Annotated in this window: 19 protein-coding genes; 10 read left to right on the top strand and 9 right to left on the bottom strand. The window is 64.9% G+C overall.

Features of this window, described 5'->3' with window-relative positions; translation table 11 throughout:
• Window positions 1-3: 3 nt before the first annotated feature.
• The 6 genes from U8326_RS15940 to U8326_RS15915 all read right to left on the bottom strand — a co-directional run bounded on the left by U8326_RS15940 (window position 4) and on the right by U8326_RS15915 (window position 6,141).
• A complete protein-coding gene (locus tag U8326_RS15940) occupies window positions 4-918 on the bottom strand; it encodes an SDR family NAD(P)-dependent oxidoreductase (protein ID WP_324741496.1) in 915 nt (304 codons plus the stop codon).
• A gap of 10 nt (window positions 919-928) precedes the next feature.
• Window positions 929-2,107, bottom strand: coding sequence for an acyl-CoA dehydrogenase family protein (locus U8326_RS15935; protein WP_324741495.1), 1,179 nt, complete (start codon window positions 2,105-2,107; stop codon window positions 929-931).
• Between the two features lie 69 nt (window positions 2,108-2,176).
• A complete protein-coding gene (locus U8326_RS15930; RefSeq protein WP_324741494.1) occupies window positions 2,177-3,049 on the bottom strand; it encodes a CoA ester lyase in 873 nt (290 codons plus the stop codon).
• The gene (locus U8326_RS15925) at window positions 3,046-3,501 is read right to left on the bottom strand and encodes a MaoC family dehydratase (protein ID WP_324741493.1); all 456 of its coding nucleotides are present in this window, start codon (window positions 3,499-3,501) and stop codon (window positions 3,046-3,048) included. Before U8326_RS15925 ends, U8326_RS15930 begins: the two co-directional genes overlap by 4 nt.
• A 13-nt stretch (window positions 3,502-3,514) precedes the next feature.
• Window positions 3,515-4,714: an acetyl-CoA acetyltransferase gene (locus U8326_RS15920; protein ID WP_324741491.1), complete on the bottom strand. Its 1,200-nt coding sequence runs from the start codon at window positions 4,712-4,714 to the stop codon at window positions 3,515-3,517.
• Window positions 4,714-6,141: an OB-fold domain-containing protein gene (locus tag U8326_RS15915; RefSeq protein WP_324741490.1), complete on the bottom strand. Its 1,428-nt coding sequence runs from the start codon at window positions 6,139-6,141 to the stop codon at window positions 4,714-4,716. The genes U8326_RS15920 and U8326_RS15915 overlap by 1 nt, the downstream gene beginning before the upstream one ends.
• A 137-nt stretch (window positions 6,142-6,278) precedes the next feature.
• Between U8326_RS15915 and U8326_RS15910 the strand changes: the two genes are divergently transcribed.
• Genes U8326_RS15910 through U8326_RS15870 form a run of 9 tightly spaced genes read left to right on the top strand, consistent with a single transcriptional unit; the run spans window position 6,279 to window position 14,368 of the window.
• Entirely contained in the window at window positions 6,279-7,169 is an 891-nt protein-coding gene (locus tag U8326_RS15910; RefSeq protein ID WP_324741489.1) for an SDR family oxidoreductase, read from the top strand.
• 6 nt (window positions 7,170-7,175) lie between these two features.
• Window positions 7,176-8,339: an acyl-CoA dehydrogenase family protein gene (locus tag U8326_RS15905; protein WP_324741487.1), complete on the top strand. Its 1,164-nt coding sequence runs from the start codon at window positions 7,176-7,178 to the stop codon at window positions 8,337-8,339.
• Entirely contained in the window at window positions 8,336-8,836 is a 501-nt protein-coding gene (locus U8326_RS15900; protein ID WP_324741484.1) for a MarR family transcriptional regulator, read from the top strand. Before U8326_RS15905 ends, U8326_RS15900 begins: the two co-directional genes overlap by 4 nt.
• Before the next feature lie 29 nt (window positions 8,837-8,865).
• Window positions 8,866-9,624: an SDR family oxidoreductase gene (locus U8326_RS15895; RefSeq protein ID WP_324741481.1), complete on the top strand. Its 759-nt coding sequence runs from the start codon at window positions 8,866-8,868 to the stop codon at window positions 9,622-9,624.
• Between the two features lie 6 nt (window positions 9,625-9,630).
• Entirely contained in the window at window positions 9,631-10,059 is a 429-nt protein-coding gene (locus U8326_RS15890) for a PaaI family thioesterase (protein ID WP_324741479.1), read from the top strand.
• Window positions 10,056-10,844, top strand: coding sequence for an enoyl-CoA hydratase-related protein (locus U8326_RS15885; protein WP_324741477.1), 789 nt, complete (start codon window positions 10,056-10,058; stop codon window positions 10,842-10,844). Before U8326_RS15890 ends, U8326_RS15885 begins: the two co-directional genes overlap by 4 nt.
• Window positions 10,845-10,859: 15 nt before the next feature.
• Window positions 10,860-12,104, top strand: coding sequence for an acetyl-CoA hydrolase/transferase family protein (locus U8326_RS15880; protein ID WP_324741475.1), 1,245 nt, complete (start codon window positions 10,860-10,862; stop codon window positions 12,102-12,104).
• A 12-nt stretch (window positions 12,105-12,116) separates the two neighbouring features.
• A complete protein-coding gene (locus U8326_RS15875) occupies window positions 12,117-13,046 on the top strand; it encodes a 3-keto-5-aminohexanoate cleavage protein (protein WP_324741473.1) in 930 nt (309 codons plus the stop codon).
• A gap of 38 nt (window positions 13,047-13,084) precedes the next feature.
• Entirely contained in the window at window positions 13,085-14,368 is a 1,284-nt protein-coding gene (locus tag U8326_RS15870; protein ID WP_324741472.1) for an enoyl-CoA hydratase-related protein, read from the top strand.
• A gap of 24 nt (window positions 14,369-14,392) precedes the next feature.
• Here U8326_RS15870 and U8326_RS15865 read toward each other — a convergent pair whose 3' ends face one another.
• Genes U8326_RS15865 through U8326_RS15855 form a run of 3 tightly spaced genes read right to left on the bottom strand, consistent with a single transcriptional unit; the run spans window position 14,393 to window position 16,650 of the window.
• Window positions 14,393-15,424 carry an NADP-dependent oxidoreductase gene (locus U8326_RS15865; RefSeq protein WP_324741471.1) on the bottom strand — a complete coding sequence of 344 codons (1,032 nt, stop codon included), beginning with the start codon at window positions 15,422-15,424 and terminating at the stop codon, window positions 14,393-14,395.
• 21 nt (window positions 15,425-15,445) lie between these two features.
• A complete protein-coding gene (locus tag U8326_RS15860; protein WP_324741470.1) occupies window positions 15,446-15,736 on the bottom strand; it encodes a DUF1330 domain-containing protein in 291 nt (96 codons plus the stop codon).
• 23 nt (window positions 15,737-15,759) lie between these two features.
• Window positions 15,760-16,650: an alpha/beta hydrolase gene (locus tag U8326_RS15855; protein WP_324741469.1), complete on the bottom strand. Its 891-nt coding sequence runs from the start codon at window positions 16,648-16,650 to the stop codon at window positions 15,760-15,762.
• A gap of 208 nt (window positions 16,651-16,858) precedes the next feature.
• Here U8326_RS15855 and U8326_RS15850 point away from each other — a divergent pair, with 208 nt between their 5' ends.
• Window positions 16,859-17,599 (top strand): glucose 1-dehydrogenase, encoded by a 741-nt coding sequence (locus U8326_RS15850; protein WP_324741467.1) that lies wholly within the window; start codon window positions 16,859-16,861, stop codon window positions 17,597-17,599.
• Window positions 17,600-17,608: the final 9 nt, after the last annotated feature.

Here is a 17,608-nt window from a genome sequence, read left to right as displayed (position 1 = left end):
GCGTCAGCAGGGGTCCCAGGTGAACACGTCGCCCGAGCGATGCAGCGGATAGAAATCGTTGCGGAACTGGTCGAACACCCGCTCCGTCACGGTTTCCGGCGTCCAGCCGTCCGAAGTATGCGCGGTGCGGATCGGGCGCGGCTGCGAGAACAGGTAGATCTCGTTGTTGCGCACGCCGAAGATCTGCCCGGTCACGTCCTTCGCCTCGTCGCTGGTCAGGGCCACCACGAAGGGCGCGATCTTGTTGGCATCGAGCTTCTTCAGCCCTTCCACGCGCTTCTGCTGTTCCGGCGTATCGGTCGGGATCGAATCGATCATCCGGGTCCAGGCGAAGGGCGCGACCGCGTTGGAACGCACCCCGAAGCGCTGCATGTCGATCGCGATGCTCTTGGACAGGCCGACGATGCCCATCTTCGCCGATGCATAATTGGCCTGTCCGAAATTGCCGATCAGGCCCGCCGTGGACGTCATATGGACATAGGCGCCGGAGCCTTGCTCCTTGAAGTAGGGCGCGGCGGCGCGGCTGGTGTTGAAGCTGCCCTTGAGGTGGACCGCCAGCACCGCGTCGAAATCGTCCGGCCCCATCTTGTGGAAGAACAGGTCGCGCAGATTGCCCGCATTGTTCACCACGCCGTCGATCCGGCCGAAATTGTCGATGGCGGCCTTGACCATGGCGACGCCGCCTTCCCAATCCGCCACGGAATCATGGCTGGCGACGGCCTTGCCGCCCATGGCCCGGATCTCTTCCACCACCTGCTCGGCCGGCGAGGGGCCTTCCTGCCCTTCCCCGGTCAGCGAAACGCCGAGATCGTTGACCACCACGGCCGCGCCGGCCTTCGCCATTTCCAGCGCGATCCCGCGTCCGACCCCGCGCCCGGCGCCGGTGACGAGAACCGCCTTGCCTTCCATCATGCCCATGCGGATTACCTCAATAGCTTCTTGGGAGTTCCAACACCTTTTCGGCGATGAAGCTCAGGATCAGTTGTTCGGTGATGGGGGCGAGGCGGGTCAGCACGCTTTCGCGGAACAGCCGCTCGACATGATATTCCTTGGCATAGCCGAAGCCGCCATGGGTCGCGACCGCCTGATAGGCCGCATCGAAGCAGGCCCGGGCCGAAAGGAACTTGGCCGCATTGGCTTCCGCGCCGCAGGGCAGGCCGCTGTCGTAAAGACGCGCGGCCTTTTCCACCATCAGCCAGGCGCTTTCCAGATACATCCACTTTTCCGCGAGCGGATGCTGGATGCCCTGATTCTGGCCGATCTGGCGATCGAACACCACCCGCTCCTTGGCGTATTGCACCGCGCGGCGCAGCGCATCGCGGCCGATGCCGATGGCTTCGCAGGCGATCAGGATGCGTTCCGGGTTGAGGCTGTGCAGGATATAGCCGAAGCCCTTGCCTTCCTCGCCGATGCGGTCCTCTTCGGGAATGAACAGGTCCTCGATGAAGATCGCGTTCGAATCCACCGCCTTGCGGCCCATCTTGGGGATCAGGTGAACATCGATCTTGGAACGGTCGAGATCGGTGTAGAAGATGGTGATGCCGTCGGTCGGCTTCTTGCAATCCTCGAACTTTGTGGTGCGCGTCAGCAGCATGATCTTGTTTGCGACCTGCGCGGTGGAGGTCCACACCTTCTGCCCGTTCACCCGATAGCCGCCTGGCACCTTCTCGGCGAAGGTCTTGATCCGGGTGGTGTTGAGGCCTGCGTCGGGTTCGGTGAAGCCGAAGCACACCTGGTCCTCGCCGGCCACCAGCCGGGGCACCCAGCGCGCCTTCTGCTCGTCCGTGCCCTTGACCACGATGGGGTGCGGGCCGAACAGGTTGATGTGGATGGTGGACGCCGCCGCGAAGCCGCCGCCCGAGGCCGCGACCTCGTTCATCATCGTCATCGCTTCGGTCACGCCAAGGCCGGACCCGCCATATTCCTCCGGCATGGTGATGCCCAGCCAGCCGCCTTCGGCCATGGCGCGGTGAAATTCGCGGGGGAACTTGCCGTCGTCGTCGCGGGCGAGCCAGTATTCGTCGTCGAAGGGCGCGCAGGCCGCGCGCACGCCTTCCCGAATGGCGTTCAGGTCTTCCTCGGTTGGCAGGGGCCGTTGCTCACTCATCTTGTCAGGCTCCGTCTGATGTTTCTTGTCTAATAACAGGGCATATGCGGGCGAGGGTCGCTCGCGATCTCATGCTTCTCCGGCGGCGGCCAGCGTCTTGCGGGCGGCGACCAGATGCGGAATGTCGACCATCTTGCCATCGATCCCGAGCGTGCCCGCATCGGGATTGGCGGCGAAGGCATCCACCACGCGCCGGGCGAAGGCCACTTCCTCCTCGGACGGGGAGAAGCAGCTATTGATCGTCTCGACCTGCGCGGGGTGGATCGCGACGCGGCCGGTAAACCCGTCGCGCCGGGCGCGGCGGCAATCCGCTTCCAGCCCTTCCGGGTCCTTGAAATTGGCATAGAGCGTATCGAGCGGCGCCACCCCGGCGGCGGCGGCGGCGAACAGGCATTGCGCCCGCGCGACCTGATAGGGGAAGGTCCAGCTTCCGTCCGGTTCCTTGTTGTCGGTGATGCCGATCGCGGCGCCAAGGTCCTCTGCCCCCCAGGTCAGGCCGACCAGCCGCTCACCGGCCTGCTGGTAGCTGCCCAGCGCGAACATGGCCGCCGGAGTTTCCGTGGAAACCACCGCGATCTTCACCGTGCCCGGCGCAATGCCCGAGCGCTGTTCCAGCGCGTCGAGATAATGGCCGATCCTTTCGATATCGTGGGCGCCATTGGCCTTGGGCACCAGGATCCCGGCAAGGCCCGGGCGGACCACCGCGGAAAGATCGGCCAGGGTCAGCCCGGTATCGAGCGGGTTGATCCGCACGAACAGCGCCGGTTCGACCTCGCCCGCCTGATCCAGCCAGCCCTGCACCATTTCGCGGGCGGTGTCCTTCATCGAAGGCGCGACCGAATCTTCCAGGTCCAGGATCAGCACGTCGGCGCCGCTCTCGCGGGCCTTGGCGAATTTCTTGTCCGAATCGCCCGGGACGAACAGGAGCGAGCGCAGCCTCATGCCTGCGGCTTCTTCATCATCAGCGCGTTGCGCACGGTGCGGCAGACCACCTCGTCGCGCTGGTTGTAGCCGACATGCTCGAAGGTGACGATGCCCTGGGTCGGGCGGGACTTGCTCTCGCGCAATGCCAGCACCTTGGTTTCGCTGCGGATGGTGTCGCCCGCGAACACCGGCTTGGGGAAGGTCGTCTCGGTCATCCCGAGATTGCCGATGGTCGTGCCGAAGGTCGTGTCCTGCACCGACAGGCCGATCACGAGGCCCAGCGTGAACATCGAATTCATCAGCGGCTTGCCGAATTCGGTCGTCTCGCAATAGGCATGGTCGATATGGATCGCCGCCGGATTATAGGTCAGCGAGGAGTACAGCATATTGTCCATGTCGAGCACGGTCCGGCGGACTTCGTGCTGGAAAACCTGACCTTCGGTGAATTCGTCGAAATACAAACCCGGCATCTGCCCTGCTCCCTCAATCCTTGCGGCCGAGAATCGAAATAGCCGCGACATTGTTGAACGGCGCGCCGCCCAGATTGTGAGTCAGACCGAACTTCACATCCTGCCGCTGCCGTTCGCCAGCGCGCCCTAGCAGCTGGTTGTAGACTTCGTAAGCCATCCTGAGGCCGGAAGCGCCGACCGGGTGCCCGAAGCACTTCAGCCCGCCGTCGAGCTGGCACGGGATCGCGCCGCCGGCGTCATAGCGCCCGTCGAGAATATCGGCGGGGGCGCGGCCGGGATCAGACAGGCCGAGATCTTCCATGATTACCAGCTCGGTGATCGAGAAGCAGTCATGCACCTCGGTCAGATCGATATCCGCCTTCGGGTCGGAAATCCCGGCTTCGGCATAGGCGCGCTGCGCTGCCGCCTGGGTATTGGGCACATGGGCGCCGTCCCATTCGGAGAATTGCATCTCGCTGCCATTGCTGGCGGAAAGCTGGATCGCCTTGATCGTCACCGGATTGTCGATGCCCAGTTCCCTGGCGATCTCCGGGGTGGTGAGAATGGCAGCCGCCGCGCCATCGGACACGCCGCAGCAATCGAACAGCCCCAGCGGATCGGCGATCAGCGGGGCATTGACGATGGTTTCCATGTCGATCGCCTTGCGCAGATGCGCCTTGGGCGAATGGACCCCGTTCTGGTGGCTCTTCCACGAAACATGCGCCATCGCGCGCTTCAGGTCGCCCGCATCGATCCCGTGCCGGGCGGCATAGGCCCCGGCCAGTTGCGCGAAGGTGCCCGGCGCGGAACCGTAGGGCATCCACAGATCGTTCTGCACGCCCTTGGTCTTGAGCGGCAGCCCGCCGTAGCCGGTGTCCTTGAGCTTCTCGACGCCGATGGCCAGCGCCACGTCCACCGCGCCGGACGCCACCGCATAGGCCGCGCCGCGCAGGGCCTCCGTGCCGGTCGCGCACATGTTCTCGACCCGCGTCACCGGAACCCGGTCCAGCCGCAGGGCATGCGCCGCCGGCAGCGAGCTGTTGCCGACATTGATGTCGTCCAGCGCATTGCCGACCCACACCGCCTCGATCCGCTTGCGGTCGATCCCCGCATCGGCCAGCGCCTCGGTGAAGGCCTCCACCATCAGCCCGTCGGCGGCGATGTCCCAGCGCTCGCCGAAGCGGGTGCAGCCCATGCCGATGACGGCGACCTTGTCCCTGATTCCGCGAGCCATCAATTCTCTCCGATCCGGGGCCGCTGCAGAGGCGCGGCCTTCCAGAAGTAAGTGCGGAAGCCGAGCAGCTTGTTCTGCGACTTGATCCGCAGGCGCATCCGCACCCGATCGCCCACCGCGAAGCCCGCCTCGGGCCGGTCGACCATTTCCATCAGCACGCGCGCGCCATTGTCGAACTGCACCAGGCCGAAATCGAACGGCGGGTCGGGATTGAAGTTGAGCCGATCGGCCGTGACCGACACGATCCGCGCTTCCTCATCGGCCAGCCGCACATCTTCGAGCGCCTCCGGCCCGTCGGCAGCCGGATTGACCGGGATCGCGCTCTTGGGGAACTGCACATTGCCGTGGCGGTCGCGCCCGCCGATGAAGCCGATCATCTCACGGCCCACCCGCTCCAGCACCGTGGCCTGGGCCTTCAGCTCGAATTCGGAGCGCATCCCCCAGTCGAGATCGATCACGCCGGACAGGTTGAGGAAGCGGGTATAGTCGGCCAGCGCCCGTCCTTCCGCCAGCATCGCGGCGAGGCCCTTCGCGCCGGGCACTTCCTCGACCACCTCGAACAGCATCGCGTCGATGCCGCTGCCGAAACCGGCGAGCAGCACGACATCGCCAGCCTTCGCCGCGGCGAAAGCCAGCCCCAGCCCGAACAGCGGATGCGCCGCGCCGAGATCGCCCGCCTCATCCGACAATTGCTGGCAATGGTTGACCGCGCCGATGCCCAGCTTGCGCGCGACGGCGGCCCAGCAGCCGGACACCGGCTCGGCACAAGCAGCATGGGCAATGGCCGCCGCTTCGATGCCCGCCTTTTCGCACGCGCCGCGGATGGCGGGGATGAACAGCTCCGCCACCGAAACGTCGCGCACGAAGCGTTCTTCATAGGCATAGGGCGTCGGGTGATCGAGCGTGGCGTAGCGGTCCACCAGATCGTGGCTCAAGGCGGCATGGCCGATCAGCCGCGCCGCGCCGCTCTCGCCCGTCAGCACCGCCGCCGCGCCATCGCCATAGGCAAGCTGCGCCGCGCTGCCCGCCTGGGTCCTGCGCTTTTCAGCGGCAGCGACCAGCCGCACGCCGCCCGCCAGCAGCGAATCGAGCAGGGCGCTGGTCCCGGCCCGGCGCATATTCGCGGCATCCAGGGTGCGCACCTCACGCGGCAGGGCCAGCGCATCGAGCATGATGCCGGCCTGCGAACGGTCCGTGAAATAGGCGGAAGTCGAAGCGAAACGCAGCGCCTCGACATCCGCTCCGGCAAGACCCCGGGACGCCTCCACCGCCATGGTCAGCGGGTCTTCATCCCAGCCCGCGACCGCGCGCGCGCCCTTGCGCGGCATCGGCAGGCCCGACCACGCCAGTTGCCTCGCGGCCGCCTTGCGATCCAGCCGCAACAGGGGGAGATAGCCGCCTATCCCGGAAATCCATGCCTTCTGCATCGTCTCTCTTCGCCAAATCGCTTCAGCCGCCCGCGCCGGAAATCGACGAAGCGGCTTGACAGGTGCAGGTCATTTCGTAAACAAGTTGACTATCGGTTGGCAAGAGCTAATTGAGCCGATGCCATCAGGAGAGGCTAATGGAAATTTTTCGCGACGATGTGCTGTCCGGCAAGAATATTCTGGTGACCGGCGGCGGCGGCGGCCTCGGCAAGGAAATCGCGCAGGCGCTCTCCGCCAAGCACGCCACGGTCCATATTTCCGGCCGCCGGCTCGCGATGCTGGAAGAAACCGCCGCGCGGATCTCGGCGCAGACCGGACATCCCGTCCACGCCCATGCCTGCGACGTGCGCGACGCCGATGCGATGGACGCGCTGATCGAGGAAATCTGGCAGGACAAGCCGCTGACCGGCCTGATCAACAACGCCGCCGCCAACTTCATCTCGCCGACCAAGGATCTCAGCGCGCGGGGCTTCCGCGCCATCACCTCCACGGTGATGGACGGCAGCTTCCACGCCACCCTGTCCTGCGGCAAGCGCTGGATTCGCGACGGCATTCCAGGCTCGGTGGTGTCCAATCTGGTGACATGGGTATGGACCGGATCGGCCTTCGTGGTGCCTTCGGCCATGGCCAAGACCGCGCTGCACGCCATGACCATGTCGCTCGCCGCCGAATGGGGGCCCTACGGCATACGCCTCAACGCGACCGCGCCCGGCCCCTTCCCCACGCCGGAAGCCTGGGAAAAGCTGAACCCACTGCCCGATACGCAGAGTTCCGCCACCAATTGCGACACCATCCCGATGCGGCGCTATGGCAACATGCCGGAGCTGACCAACCTCATCACCTTCCTGATGTCGGACGGCTGCGATTTCCTGACCGGGCAGACCATCGCCGTGGACGGCGCACAGCACCTGGCCGCGCCCAGCACCTTCGCCGATCTCACCAATCTCACCGATGAGCAGTGGAAGGCCGCCCGCGCGGCGATCGAAGCCTCCACCGCCAAGTCCAAAGCCGCCCAGAATCAAGGCTAATCCTCCATGATCGAACGCACGCTCTTCACCCCCGAACATGAAATGTGGCGCGATACCGCGCGCAAGTTCGTGGAAAAGGAAATCGTCCCCTTCCACGACCAGTGGGAGAAGGACGGCATCGTCCCGCGCGAATTGTGGCTGAAGGCGGGCGAGGCGGGCCTGCTGTGCTGCACCGTGCCGGAAGAATATGGCGGGATCGGCGCCGATTATCTCTATGACGTGGTGGTGTTCGAGGAATTGTGGCGCGCGGGCACCAGCGGCCCCGGCTTCCTGATCCATACCGACCTCGTCGCGACCTATATCAAGTCGTTCGGCACCGAGGAGCAGAAGCAGCAGTGGCTGCCGAAGATGGTCACCGGCGAAGCGATCGGCTCGCTCGGCATGACCGAGCCTCATGCCGGTTCCGACCTCAAGGCCATCAAGACCAAGGCAGTGCGCGATGGCGACGATTACATCATCAACGGGCAGAAGGTGTTCATTTCCAACGGCCAGATGTGCGACGTGCTGGTGCTCGCCACCAAGACGGACAGCGAGGCGGGCGCCAAGGGCGTCACCCTGTTCCTGGTCGACACCAGCCTGCCCGGCTTCAAGCGCGGCCAGAACCTCGACAAGCTGGGGATGAAGGCGCAGGACACCTCGGAACTGTTCTTCGAGGATCTGCGCGTTCCGGCCAGCGCCATGCTCGGCGGCGAAGGCGAAGGCTTCAAGCTGATGATGACCAAACTGTCGCAGGAACGGCTGGCCCAGGCCATCCGCTCCGCCACCGTGACCGAGACGATGATCGAATGGACGGTGGATTATACCTCGGAACGCAAGGCGTTCGGCCAGACCATCGCCGATTTCCAGAACACCCAGTTCGTGCTGGCCGACCTCAAGGCCCGTTCGGTCATGGCCCGGGTCTTCACCGACAAATGCATCGAGCTGTTCATGCAGGACAAGCTCGACGCGGTCGATGCGGCGATGCTCAAGATGGTCACTTCGGAACTGCATTGCGAAGCGGCCGACAAGTGCCTCCAGCTGTTCGGCGGCTGGGGCTATATGTGGGAATATCCGATCTGCCGGGCCTATGCGGATTCCCGCATCGTCAAGATCGCGGGCGGCTCGATCGAGATCATGAAGACCATCATCGCGCGTGAAATGTTCAAGGGCAAAATCGGCAGGAAACAATGAGCGCCAGGCCATATCGTCCAATGCAGAAGGATCTCGACGCCTATCTGCGGTTCGGGTTCCTGATCCACGATGTCTCGCGGCTGCGGCGCATCGTGGTGGATCGGGCGCTCAAGCCGCTGGGCATCACCCGCTCGCAATGGTGGGTGCTGGCTTTCCTGTCACGCCGCGACGGAATGACGCAGACCGCGCTGGCCGCCGATCTCGACCTGACCAAGGTCGCCATCGGCGGGCTGATCGACCGGATGGAAGCGGCCGGCTTCGTCGAGCGGCGCTCGGACGAACGCGATGCGCGCGCGCGCCGGGTCTTCCTGACCGGCGCCGGGCAGAATCTCGTCGCAACCATCCGCCGGGCGGTGGATGCGGTCGAGTCCGATATTCTTGAAGTGGTCAGCGTCGAGGAACTCGATGCCGCGGCGCAGGCCCTCGTCAAGGTGAAGGAACGCTTGCTCGAACTCTTGGGCAGCGAAACGGATCTAGCGCAGGACCTCGAGCCCTGAACGCACAACCTACGTCAATGGAGGAACTTATGAAGGGATTGGCCGGAAAGGTGGCGATCGTCACCGGCGGCGGACAAGGTATCGGCAGGGCGCTGGCGCTGCGCCTGGCCGAGGAAGGCTGCAAGGTCGCGATCTTCGATCTCAGCATCGAAGCCGGCGAGGAGACCGCGAAGCTGGCGGGCGACGCGACCGTGAAGACCTACAAGGTCGATGTGAGCGATTTCGACGCGGTTCAGGCCGCGGTAGAGGCCGTCGAGAACGATCTCGGTCCCGTCTGGGCGCTCGTCAACAATGCCGGCTGGGACAAGGTCCAGCCCTTCCTCACCACCACGCCCGATCTCTGGGAAAAGATCATCGCGATCAATCTCAAGGGCAATCTCAACACGCACTTCGCGGTGGCGGGCCGGATGGCCAGCCGCGGCGGCGGGCGCATCATCAACATCGCCTCGGATGCAGCGCGCGTAGGCACCAGCAACGAAGCGGTCTATTCGGCCTGCAAGGGCGGCCTGATCGCCTTCACCAAGTCGATTGCCCGCGAATTGGCCCGCAAGGGCGTGCTCGCCAATTGCGTCTGCCCGGGGCCGACCAACACCCCGATGATGGAGGCGACGCTGGGCCAGGGTCCGGAAGCCGAGAAGTGGAAGGACGCGATGGTCCGCGGCGTTCCGGTCAAGCGGATCGGCGAGCCGGAAGACTATGCCGGCATGGTGGCCCTGCTCGCTTCCGACGATGGCGCCTACATCACCGGCCAGGCGATTTCGATCTCCGGCGGCCTGACGATGGTCTGACCCGAGATGAGTGCCGCATTTTCGCCCCCTGAAGGCTTCGAGCTGCTTGTCCCGACCAATCCCTATTGGAAGCAGTTCGGAGAAGTCTACGCGGACAGGGTGCGGCACCGGCTGGCGTTCCGGGTGGGAGAGCATCACTGCAATCCCATCCAGACCCTGCATGGCGGCGCATTGGCGACCTTTGCCGACATGCAATTGCTGGCCATGCCGGAATGCACGGACGCGCCGGGCACCCATGCGCCGACCATATCGCTCGATATCGAATATCTGGCGGCAGCGGTGTGCGGCGATTGGGTGGAAGCGCATGTCAGCCTCGACCGGGTGACGCGGCGGCTGATTTTCTCACGCGCCATGATCTCCGTCGGAGACACCCTGATCGCCCGCGCCAACATCATCTATCGCAATCACGACAAGACAGGATACACGCTGACATGACCCAAGCATTCGAAGACATCATCTACGAAATCCGCGGCCGTGCGGCCTGGATCATCATCAACCGGCCCAAGCTCTACAATGCCTTCCGCGCCCAGACGATCGAAGAACTGATCGCCGCTTTCAAGCTGGCGGCCGACGACAAGGGCGTGTCCTGCGTCGTGCTCACCGGCGCGGGCGACAAGGCTTTCTGCACCGGCGGCGACCAGAGCGCCAAGGATGGCCAGTATGACGGTCGCGGCATCGTCGGCCTGCCGATCGACGAATTGCAGTCGGTCATCCGCGACATCCCCAAGCCGGTGATCGCCCGCATCAACGGCTTCGCCATCGGCGGCGGCAATGTCTTCGCCACGCTGTGCGACCTGTCGATCATGGCCGACACCGCCAAGCTGGGCCAGGTCGGCCCCAAGGTCGGTTCGGTCGACGCCGGCTGGGGCACGGCCTATCTCGCCCGCCATGTCGGCGACAAGAAAGCCCGCGAAATCTGGTATCTCAACCTGCAGTATACCGCGCAGGAAGCGCTGGAGATGGGCCTGGTCAACAAGGTGGTCCCGGCTGCCGAGCTGGACGATGCGGTGAACGAATGGACGGACATCATCGCCCAGCGTTCGCCGACCGCCCTTGCCCTCGCCAAGCGCAGCTTCAATGCCGACAGCGACAATATCCGCGGCATCTCGATGCTCGCGCTGAATTCGGTGAAGCTTTACTATGACACGGACGAATCCAAGGAAGGCATGCGCGCCTTCCACGAGAAGCGCACTCCGGATTTCCACAAATACGTCAAGTAAGCTACGGGCTGCCGCATGACGACCCAGCCGTGCCGCCTTGCATCCGGAGAACTCGCCGGGGCCTTGCCCCCCGGCGGGCACACCATCCTGTCCTCCTGCTCGGCGGAGAGCGATCTGCTCGCCGCCGAAGTGGAGGGCGCGGGCAGCGCACTGGGCGACATGCGCTTCTCGGGCATCTTCGTGCCGGCGGTGAACCGGCATGTCTGGCGGGCCGGGCCGGAAAGCAGCGTCACCACCTTCTTCCAGACGCCCGACCTGCGCAAGGAAGGCGCGCGCAGCACCTTCCTGCCGCTGTGCTATCAGGACGTGAGCGGGTGGTATGAGCAGAACCCGCCGGCAGCGGCGCTGTTCATGTGCTCGCCCCCCGATGCGAACGGCCGCTGCAGCTTCGGCACCGAAGTCGCCTTCGTGGCGGACAATTGGCGCAGGACCCGCACCCGCATCGCCCATATCAATCCGCTGATGCCGGCCACGCCGGGCGATGAAGGCATTCCGTTCTCCGAACTCACCGCCTATTTCGAGGCGGAGCAGCCGCTCCGCACCATGGCCGTGGGGGGGACCGATCCGATCACCCAGGCCATCGCGGTCAACGCTGCCCCGTTCGTGGAGGATGGGGCGACCGTGCAGACCGGCCTCGGCAAGCTGCCCGATGCGGTGCTCGACCTGCTGGTCGACCGCCGGAACCTGAGGCTCAATACCGGGCTGATCTGCGATGCCGCGCTGCGCCTCGTCAATTCCGGGGCCATGGCGGATGGCCCGTCCGCCATCGTCGGCTGCGCCTTCGGCGCGGAATCCCTCTATGCCGGGCTGGACAATCCGCACTTCCAGTTCCGCCCCGTCTCCGTCACGCATGACGTCATTCGCCTGGCGGGCGTGCCAAAGCTGATCGCCATCAATTCGGTGATGAGCGTGGATTTGTTCGGCCAGGGCTTTGCCGAGGCCTCCGCGCGCGGCTTCATGTCGGGCCCCGGCGGCGCCAGCGATTTCGCCCGCGCGGCCCGCTACAGCCCGGGCGGGTTGCGAATCATCATCCTGCCCTCGACTGCCGGCGACATCAGCCGCATCGTCGCCCCGGGCGAGGGAATAGGCCCCGCATCGCTCGGTCGCATGGACATCGACATCGTGGTAACGGAACATGGCGCGGCGGACCTGCGCGGCAAGAGCCATCAGGACCGGGCAAAACTGCTGATCGGCATTGCCGACCCCACCCATCGCGAGGCATTGGAGCGCGCCTGGGCCGAAGTGGCGGCAATCATCTGAAGGGAAGAGGAAATGGCGAAGGACAAGGTTATCATCAGCTGCGCGATCACGGGTTCGATCCACACCCCGTCGATGTCGCCGCATCTTCCAGTGACGCCCGCCGAGATCGCGGAAAGCGCGCTGGGCGCGGCAGAGGCCGGCGCCGCCATCGTGCATCTCCACGCCCGCAATCCGGAGGATGGCCGCCCCGACCAGTCGCCCGAAGCGTTCGAACCGTTCCTCAAGGTCATCAAGCAAGGCTCCAACGTGGTGGTGAATCTCACCACCGGCGGATCGCCCTACATGCCGGTGGAAGAACGCGTGAAGCCGGCCGAGGTGTGGAAGCCGGAAGTGGCCAGCCTCAACATGGGTTCGATGAATTTCGGCCTGTTCCCGATGCTCAAGCGCTACAAGGAATTCAAGCATGACTGGGAAGAGCCGATGCTCCGCAATTCGGACGATCTGGTCTTCCGCAACAGCTACAAGGACATTCGCTACGCGCTCGAAACGCTGAACAAGTCCGGCGCGCGCTACGAGTTCGAGTGCTACGATACCAGCCACCTCTACAATCTGCACTACTTCTGGCAGGAAGGCCTGGTTCAGGCGCCCCTGTTCATCCAGACCTGCTTCGGCCTGCTCGGCGGCATCGGCTCGCATCCCGACGATGTGATGCATATGAAGCGCACGGCCGACCGCCTGTTCGGCGACAATTACCGCTGGTCGGTGTTGGCCGCCGGCGTGGGCCAGATGCGCGTCGCGGCAATGGCCGCGTCGATGGGCGGCCATGTCCGGGTCGGCCTCGAGGATTCGCTCTGGATCGGGCGCGGCAAGCTGGCCGAAACCAACGCAGCGCAGGTCAGCAAGGTTCGCCAGATCATCGAAGGACTGGGCCTTGAGATCGCCACCCCCGACGACGCGCGCGAAATCCTTTCGCTCAAGGGCGGCGATCAGGTCGGCTTCTGACCGCATCGCCTCGCATCCAGACTTTCAGGAACCGATAGATGAGCCTTGCCGATCTGACTCAATTCCGCGTCGAACAGCGGGATAACGGCCTCGTCCACTTCGTCTTCGACGCGCCGCGCTCGATGAATGTCTTCTCCAACGCGGCGATCGCGGAACTCGGCATCTTCGCGGACTGGCTGAAGGACAGCGACGCCAGCGGCGTGGTGATCCGGTCAGGCAAGGCCAACGGCTTCTGTGCCGGGGCCGACCTTACGGAGCTGGCGGAAGCCTATCAGATGATCGTGGCGGCCCGCCGGGAAGACCGCTTCGACATCGCTTTCGACCATTTCTTCCGCCTCAGCCATGCGATCCGGCGGATGGAACGCGCCGGCAAGCCCATCGCCGCCGCGATCGCGGGGGTCGCGCTGGGCGGCGGATGCGAGCTGGCGCTCGGCGCGCATTACCGTGTCCTCGCGGATACGCCCCGCGCCATGCTGGGCCTGCCGGAACATGCCGTCGGCCTGCTGCCCGGCGCAGGCGGAACCCAGCGCATGACGCGGCTGGTCGGTGTCGACATCGGTCTGGAAGTCCTGCTGCATGGCCGCACCTTTGCGGGGCAGGAAGCGCTGCAGGTCGGCGTCGCCAACCGTCTGGTGCCGGAAGGCGAGGAAGTGGCGGCGGCCGAGGAATGGCTGTTGAGCGCACAAGCCAGCGCAATCCAGCCTTGGGATGCCGATGGATACCAGCCGCTGGCCCATGCCGATTATGCCGACGCCATCGAACGCCATCGCGCGGCCGAGCTGGCGCGAATGCTGGGCCACGAACCGGCGCCGCTTTCCATTCTCGAATGCGTCGAACTGGGCCTGATGCAGCATATGGACGGGGCGATCCGTTCCGAAATGGCCGTGTTCTCCCAGCTGATCCAGCGGCGGGAGCCGCGCAACATGATCCGCGCCTCGTTCCTCGGCAAACAGGCCTTCGACAAGGCCCGCCGCGCCGAAGCGATTCCGCAGGCCGCGAAGGATGCTGCCGCGAAGGCAGGCCAAGCGGTGAACGATGCGCTGGCCGCCACTCCTGCCCTTGCCAGGGCCGGTTTCGGACCGGCCAATGGCCAGGCGCCGGTGCAAGCCAGCATCGGCGCGGGCTACTGGCTGGAAAGCGGCAGCGCCGACGCTGCGGAAGCACGCGGCGCACTCGCCGGGCTGAAAGCCGCCATCGAGCCGCTCGCCGCCGGGTTGAGCGAGGACGAACGGCTGATCTTCGACCATATGCTGGTGCGGGAAGGCCTCGTTCCGGCCTATCTCGGCGGCAGCTACGGCATTCTGGACGGCGACTGGGCCTGAAGCCCTACGGGGCTGGGCAGAACCTCAGATCTGCCCGCCTTCCCCGTCCGAGATTCGGGCCAGCAAGGTGCCTTCGTTCCCGCCGGAGAACAGCAGGGACAGCGTTTCCGGCAGGTTTTTCAGCCCGTCGCGCACGTCTTCGCGATGGGCCAGCAGACCCTTGGCATCCCAGGCGGCCAGATCCTCCAGCCCCTTGGGGATGATGTCGAGATGATGGCGGACCAGAAAGCCTTCCATCCGGATTCCGCCATAGATCAAGCGCATCATGTCGATCGGCGGCGCGGTAATCGCCCCTCCGCTCTCATAGCTGGAGATCTGGCCGCACAGCACGATCCGCCCGCGCGGCCGCATCCGCGCCGCGGCCGCCACCAGCATGTCGCCGCCCACATTGTCGAAATAGATGTCGATTCCATCCGGGCAATGCGCATCCATGCCGGCCGCGACATCTTCCGACTTGTAATCGATTAGATGCTCGATCCCGCATTCCTCGCGCAGCCAGCGCAGCTTGTCCGGCCCCCCGGCAATGCCGACCACCTTGCAGCCCACGATGCGGCCGATCTGCGCGACGATGGAGCCGACCGACCCGGCCGCGCCCGACACCAGCAGGACCTCGCCCGCTTTCGGTTCACCCAGGCGCATCAATCCGCAATAGGCGGTCAGCGCATTGATCCCCAGGACGCCCATGGCATCCACCGATCCAATGTCCTCGGGAATGTTCCGATAGCCCGCCACCGGATCGACCCATTGCTGGTCCTGCCAGCTGCCCGATCCGAACAGGCGCGCGCCCACCGGAAAGTCGGGATTGTTGCTTTCGACAATCCGGCCGATCGCCGGGGCGAGGATGGGCTGCCCCAGCTCGACCACTGGATGGAAGCTGTCGCGCTGCCCGCTGATCCAGTTGCGGATCGTCGGTGCGCATAGCAGCAGCTCCCACTGTATCAGCACCTGGCCGGGAGCGCCCTGCCCCGCCAGATCGGGCGCTTCGCGATATTCAAAGCAATCGCGCCCCACGGCGCCCACCGGATGCTTGGCAAGCAGCCACTGCCGATTGGTCATCTCAATTCCTTCTTGTTTCGTTCAGGAATTGGCCGAAGCCACTACCACCTGAAATTCCGAATTGCCTTCGCGCAGTTTCTTGACCTCGGTATATTCGGGCGAATGCCAGAAGGTTTCCGCCGCTTCGACCGAGGGAAACTCCAGCACGCCCACGGTGTGCCACGGCCAATTGCCTTCGAGCACCACCGGCGGAACGCCACGGCCAATCAATTTTCCACCATGCGCCGCGATCAGCGGCTGCACCGCCTCGACATATTTGCCGAACTGCTCCGCGTCATCCACGCGGGCAAAAACCACCATGTAAGCCGACATCAGGAAACTCCCGTCTGGATTGTTCAGTTGGCGAAGCGCGCTTCGGCGAAGTTGGCGATCTCGTCCATCGCTTCCCGCGTCGCTTCGAGGAAGGGGAAGAAGGTCCAGATATGGACGAGATCGTCATGCAGGGACAGGCGCACCTTGCCCTTGGCTTCCCCGATGCTCACCGCCAGGCGCACGGAATCGTCGCGCAGTGCTTCGGTCGAGCTGGCGATCAGCATGATCGGCGGCAATCCGTGGTGGCTCCCCCAGAGCGGAGAGGCCAGCGGCTCCTTCTTCGGGTCCAGATCGCCGATATAGACCTTGCCCATGCCGACGATCAGGTCTTGCTGGATCAGCGGATCGGTGTCGATGTTCGCGCTGTTGCCTTCCCCGGCCAGATCGGTGAGCGGCGCAATGCCGAGCGCGCCGCACGGCAGGGGCAAGCCCCGGTCGCGCGCATTCATAAGCGTGGCGATGCACAGCCCGCCCCCGGCCGAATCCCCGCTCAGCAGGAATTTCTCAGGCGGATGGTTGGAAACGCACCACTGATAGACTTTCAAGCCATCCTCGACCGGGGCGGGATAGGGATGTTCTGGAGCGAGCCGGTAATCGGGCAGGATGACGGGAGCCTTGGTCGCGGCGGAAAGCCGGCCGCCGAACTCGCGATAGGCGCGGGCCGACCCCATGACATAGCCCCCGCTATGGAAGTGAACCACCAGCCGGTCAGCCCGGGCGCCGGGGGCGATGACCTTGTAGCAGGGCACCCCTTCGATCTCGATCTGCTCGATGACCAGGTCCGCGGGCAGCGGGATCTTGTCCGCCATGTCCTCGAAACCCTGGCGATACTCCTCGATCGGCGCATCGACCGCTTCGGGTGTCGCTTCGCGGAACATGGCGATAGCCCAGGCGCGGGCCTCTGCTTCGGTCATCCTCTATCTCCTGCAGGGCCAGCCGAACTAGCCGAACCTCATTCGGCTAATGACTAGTGAGCAGCCTGATCGAAGGCAAGAGCCGCCTCGCGCCGTCAAAACGATCAACGGCAGGAACTGTCCGAAACTGTCCGAAAATGACTCGCCTTTCCGGCCACGCAGACGCTACACAACGCGCGATTTGTTCATGCGCAAGAGGGAGCGAGGCATGGCCGGACGGCTGGAAGGAAAAGTTGCGATCATCACCGGGGCCGCGCAGGGCCAGGGCGCGCATGAAGCGCGGGCCTTTGTCGCGGAAGGCGCGAAGGTCATGCTGACGGACGTCAGGGATGAGGTGATCGATGCGGCCCGCGAGTTGGGCAATTCGGCACGGGCCATGAAGCACGATGTCTCCGATGAAGACCAATGGAATGCCGTCGTCGCCGAAACCGTCGCCGCATTCGGCAAGGTCGACATCCTGGTCAACAATGCCGGGATCTTCGCGCCCAATCCGATCACGGAGACCACCAAGGAAAGCTATATCGCGCATTTCAACGTCAACCAGCTTGGCATGTTTCTGGGCATGAAGGCGGTGATCGAGCCGATGAAGGCCAACGGCGGCGGTTCCATCGTCAATATCTCGTCCGGCGCGGGCCAGCGCGGCTATCCCGACATGATCGCTTACCTGTCCACCAAATGGGCGGCGTCCGGCATGACCAAGGGCGCGGCTCGCGAGCTGGCTCCGTTCAAGATCCGGGTCAATTCGATCCATCCCGGCCTGATCGAAACGCCGATGATCACCGGCGCGGGCGGGGATGCCGACTTCATGAAGGAAATCGCGTCCACCGTCCCGCTGGGCAAGATCGGCAAGACCGACGACGTGGTGGAGCCGGTTATCTACCTCGCCTCCGACCTGTCCGGCTATGTGACCGGCTCGCAGATGACGATGGACGGCGGGACGGGGCTCTAAGCCCCGCCC

Origin of the sequence: Tsuneonella sp. CC-YZS046, from assembly GCF_035581365.1 — a bacterium.
Classification (GTDB): Bacteria; Pseudomonadota; Alphaproteobacteria; order Sphingomonadales; family Sphingomonadaceae; genus JAWKXU01.
The sequence above is the reverse complement of the archived record's forward strand: the minus strand, read 5'-3'. Positions and strand labels throughout refer to the sequence as shown.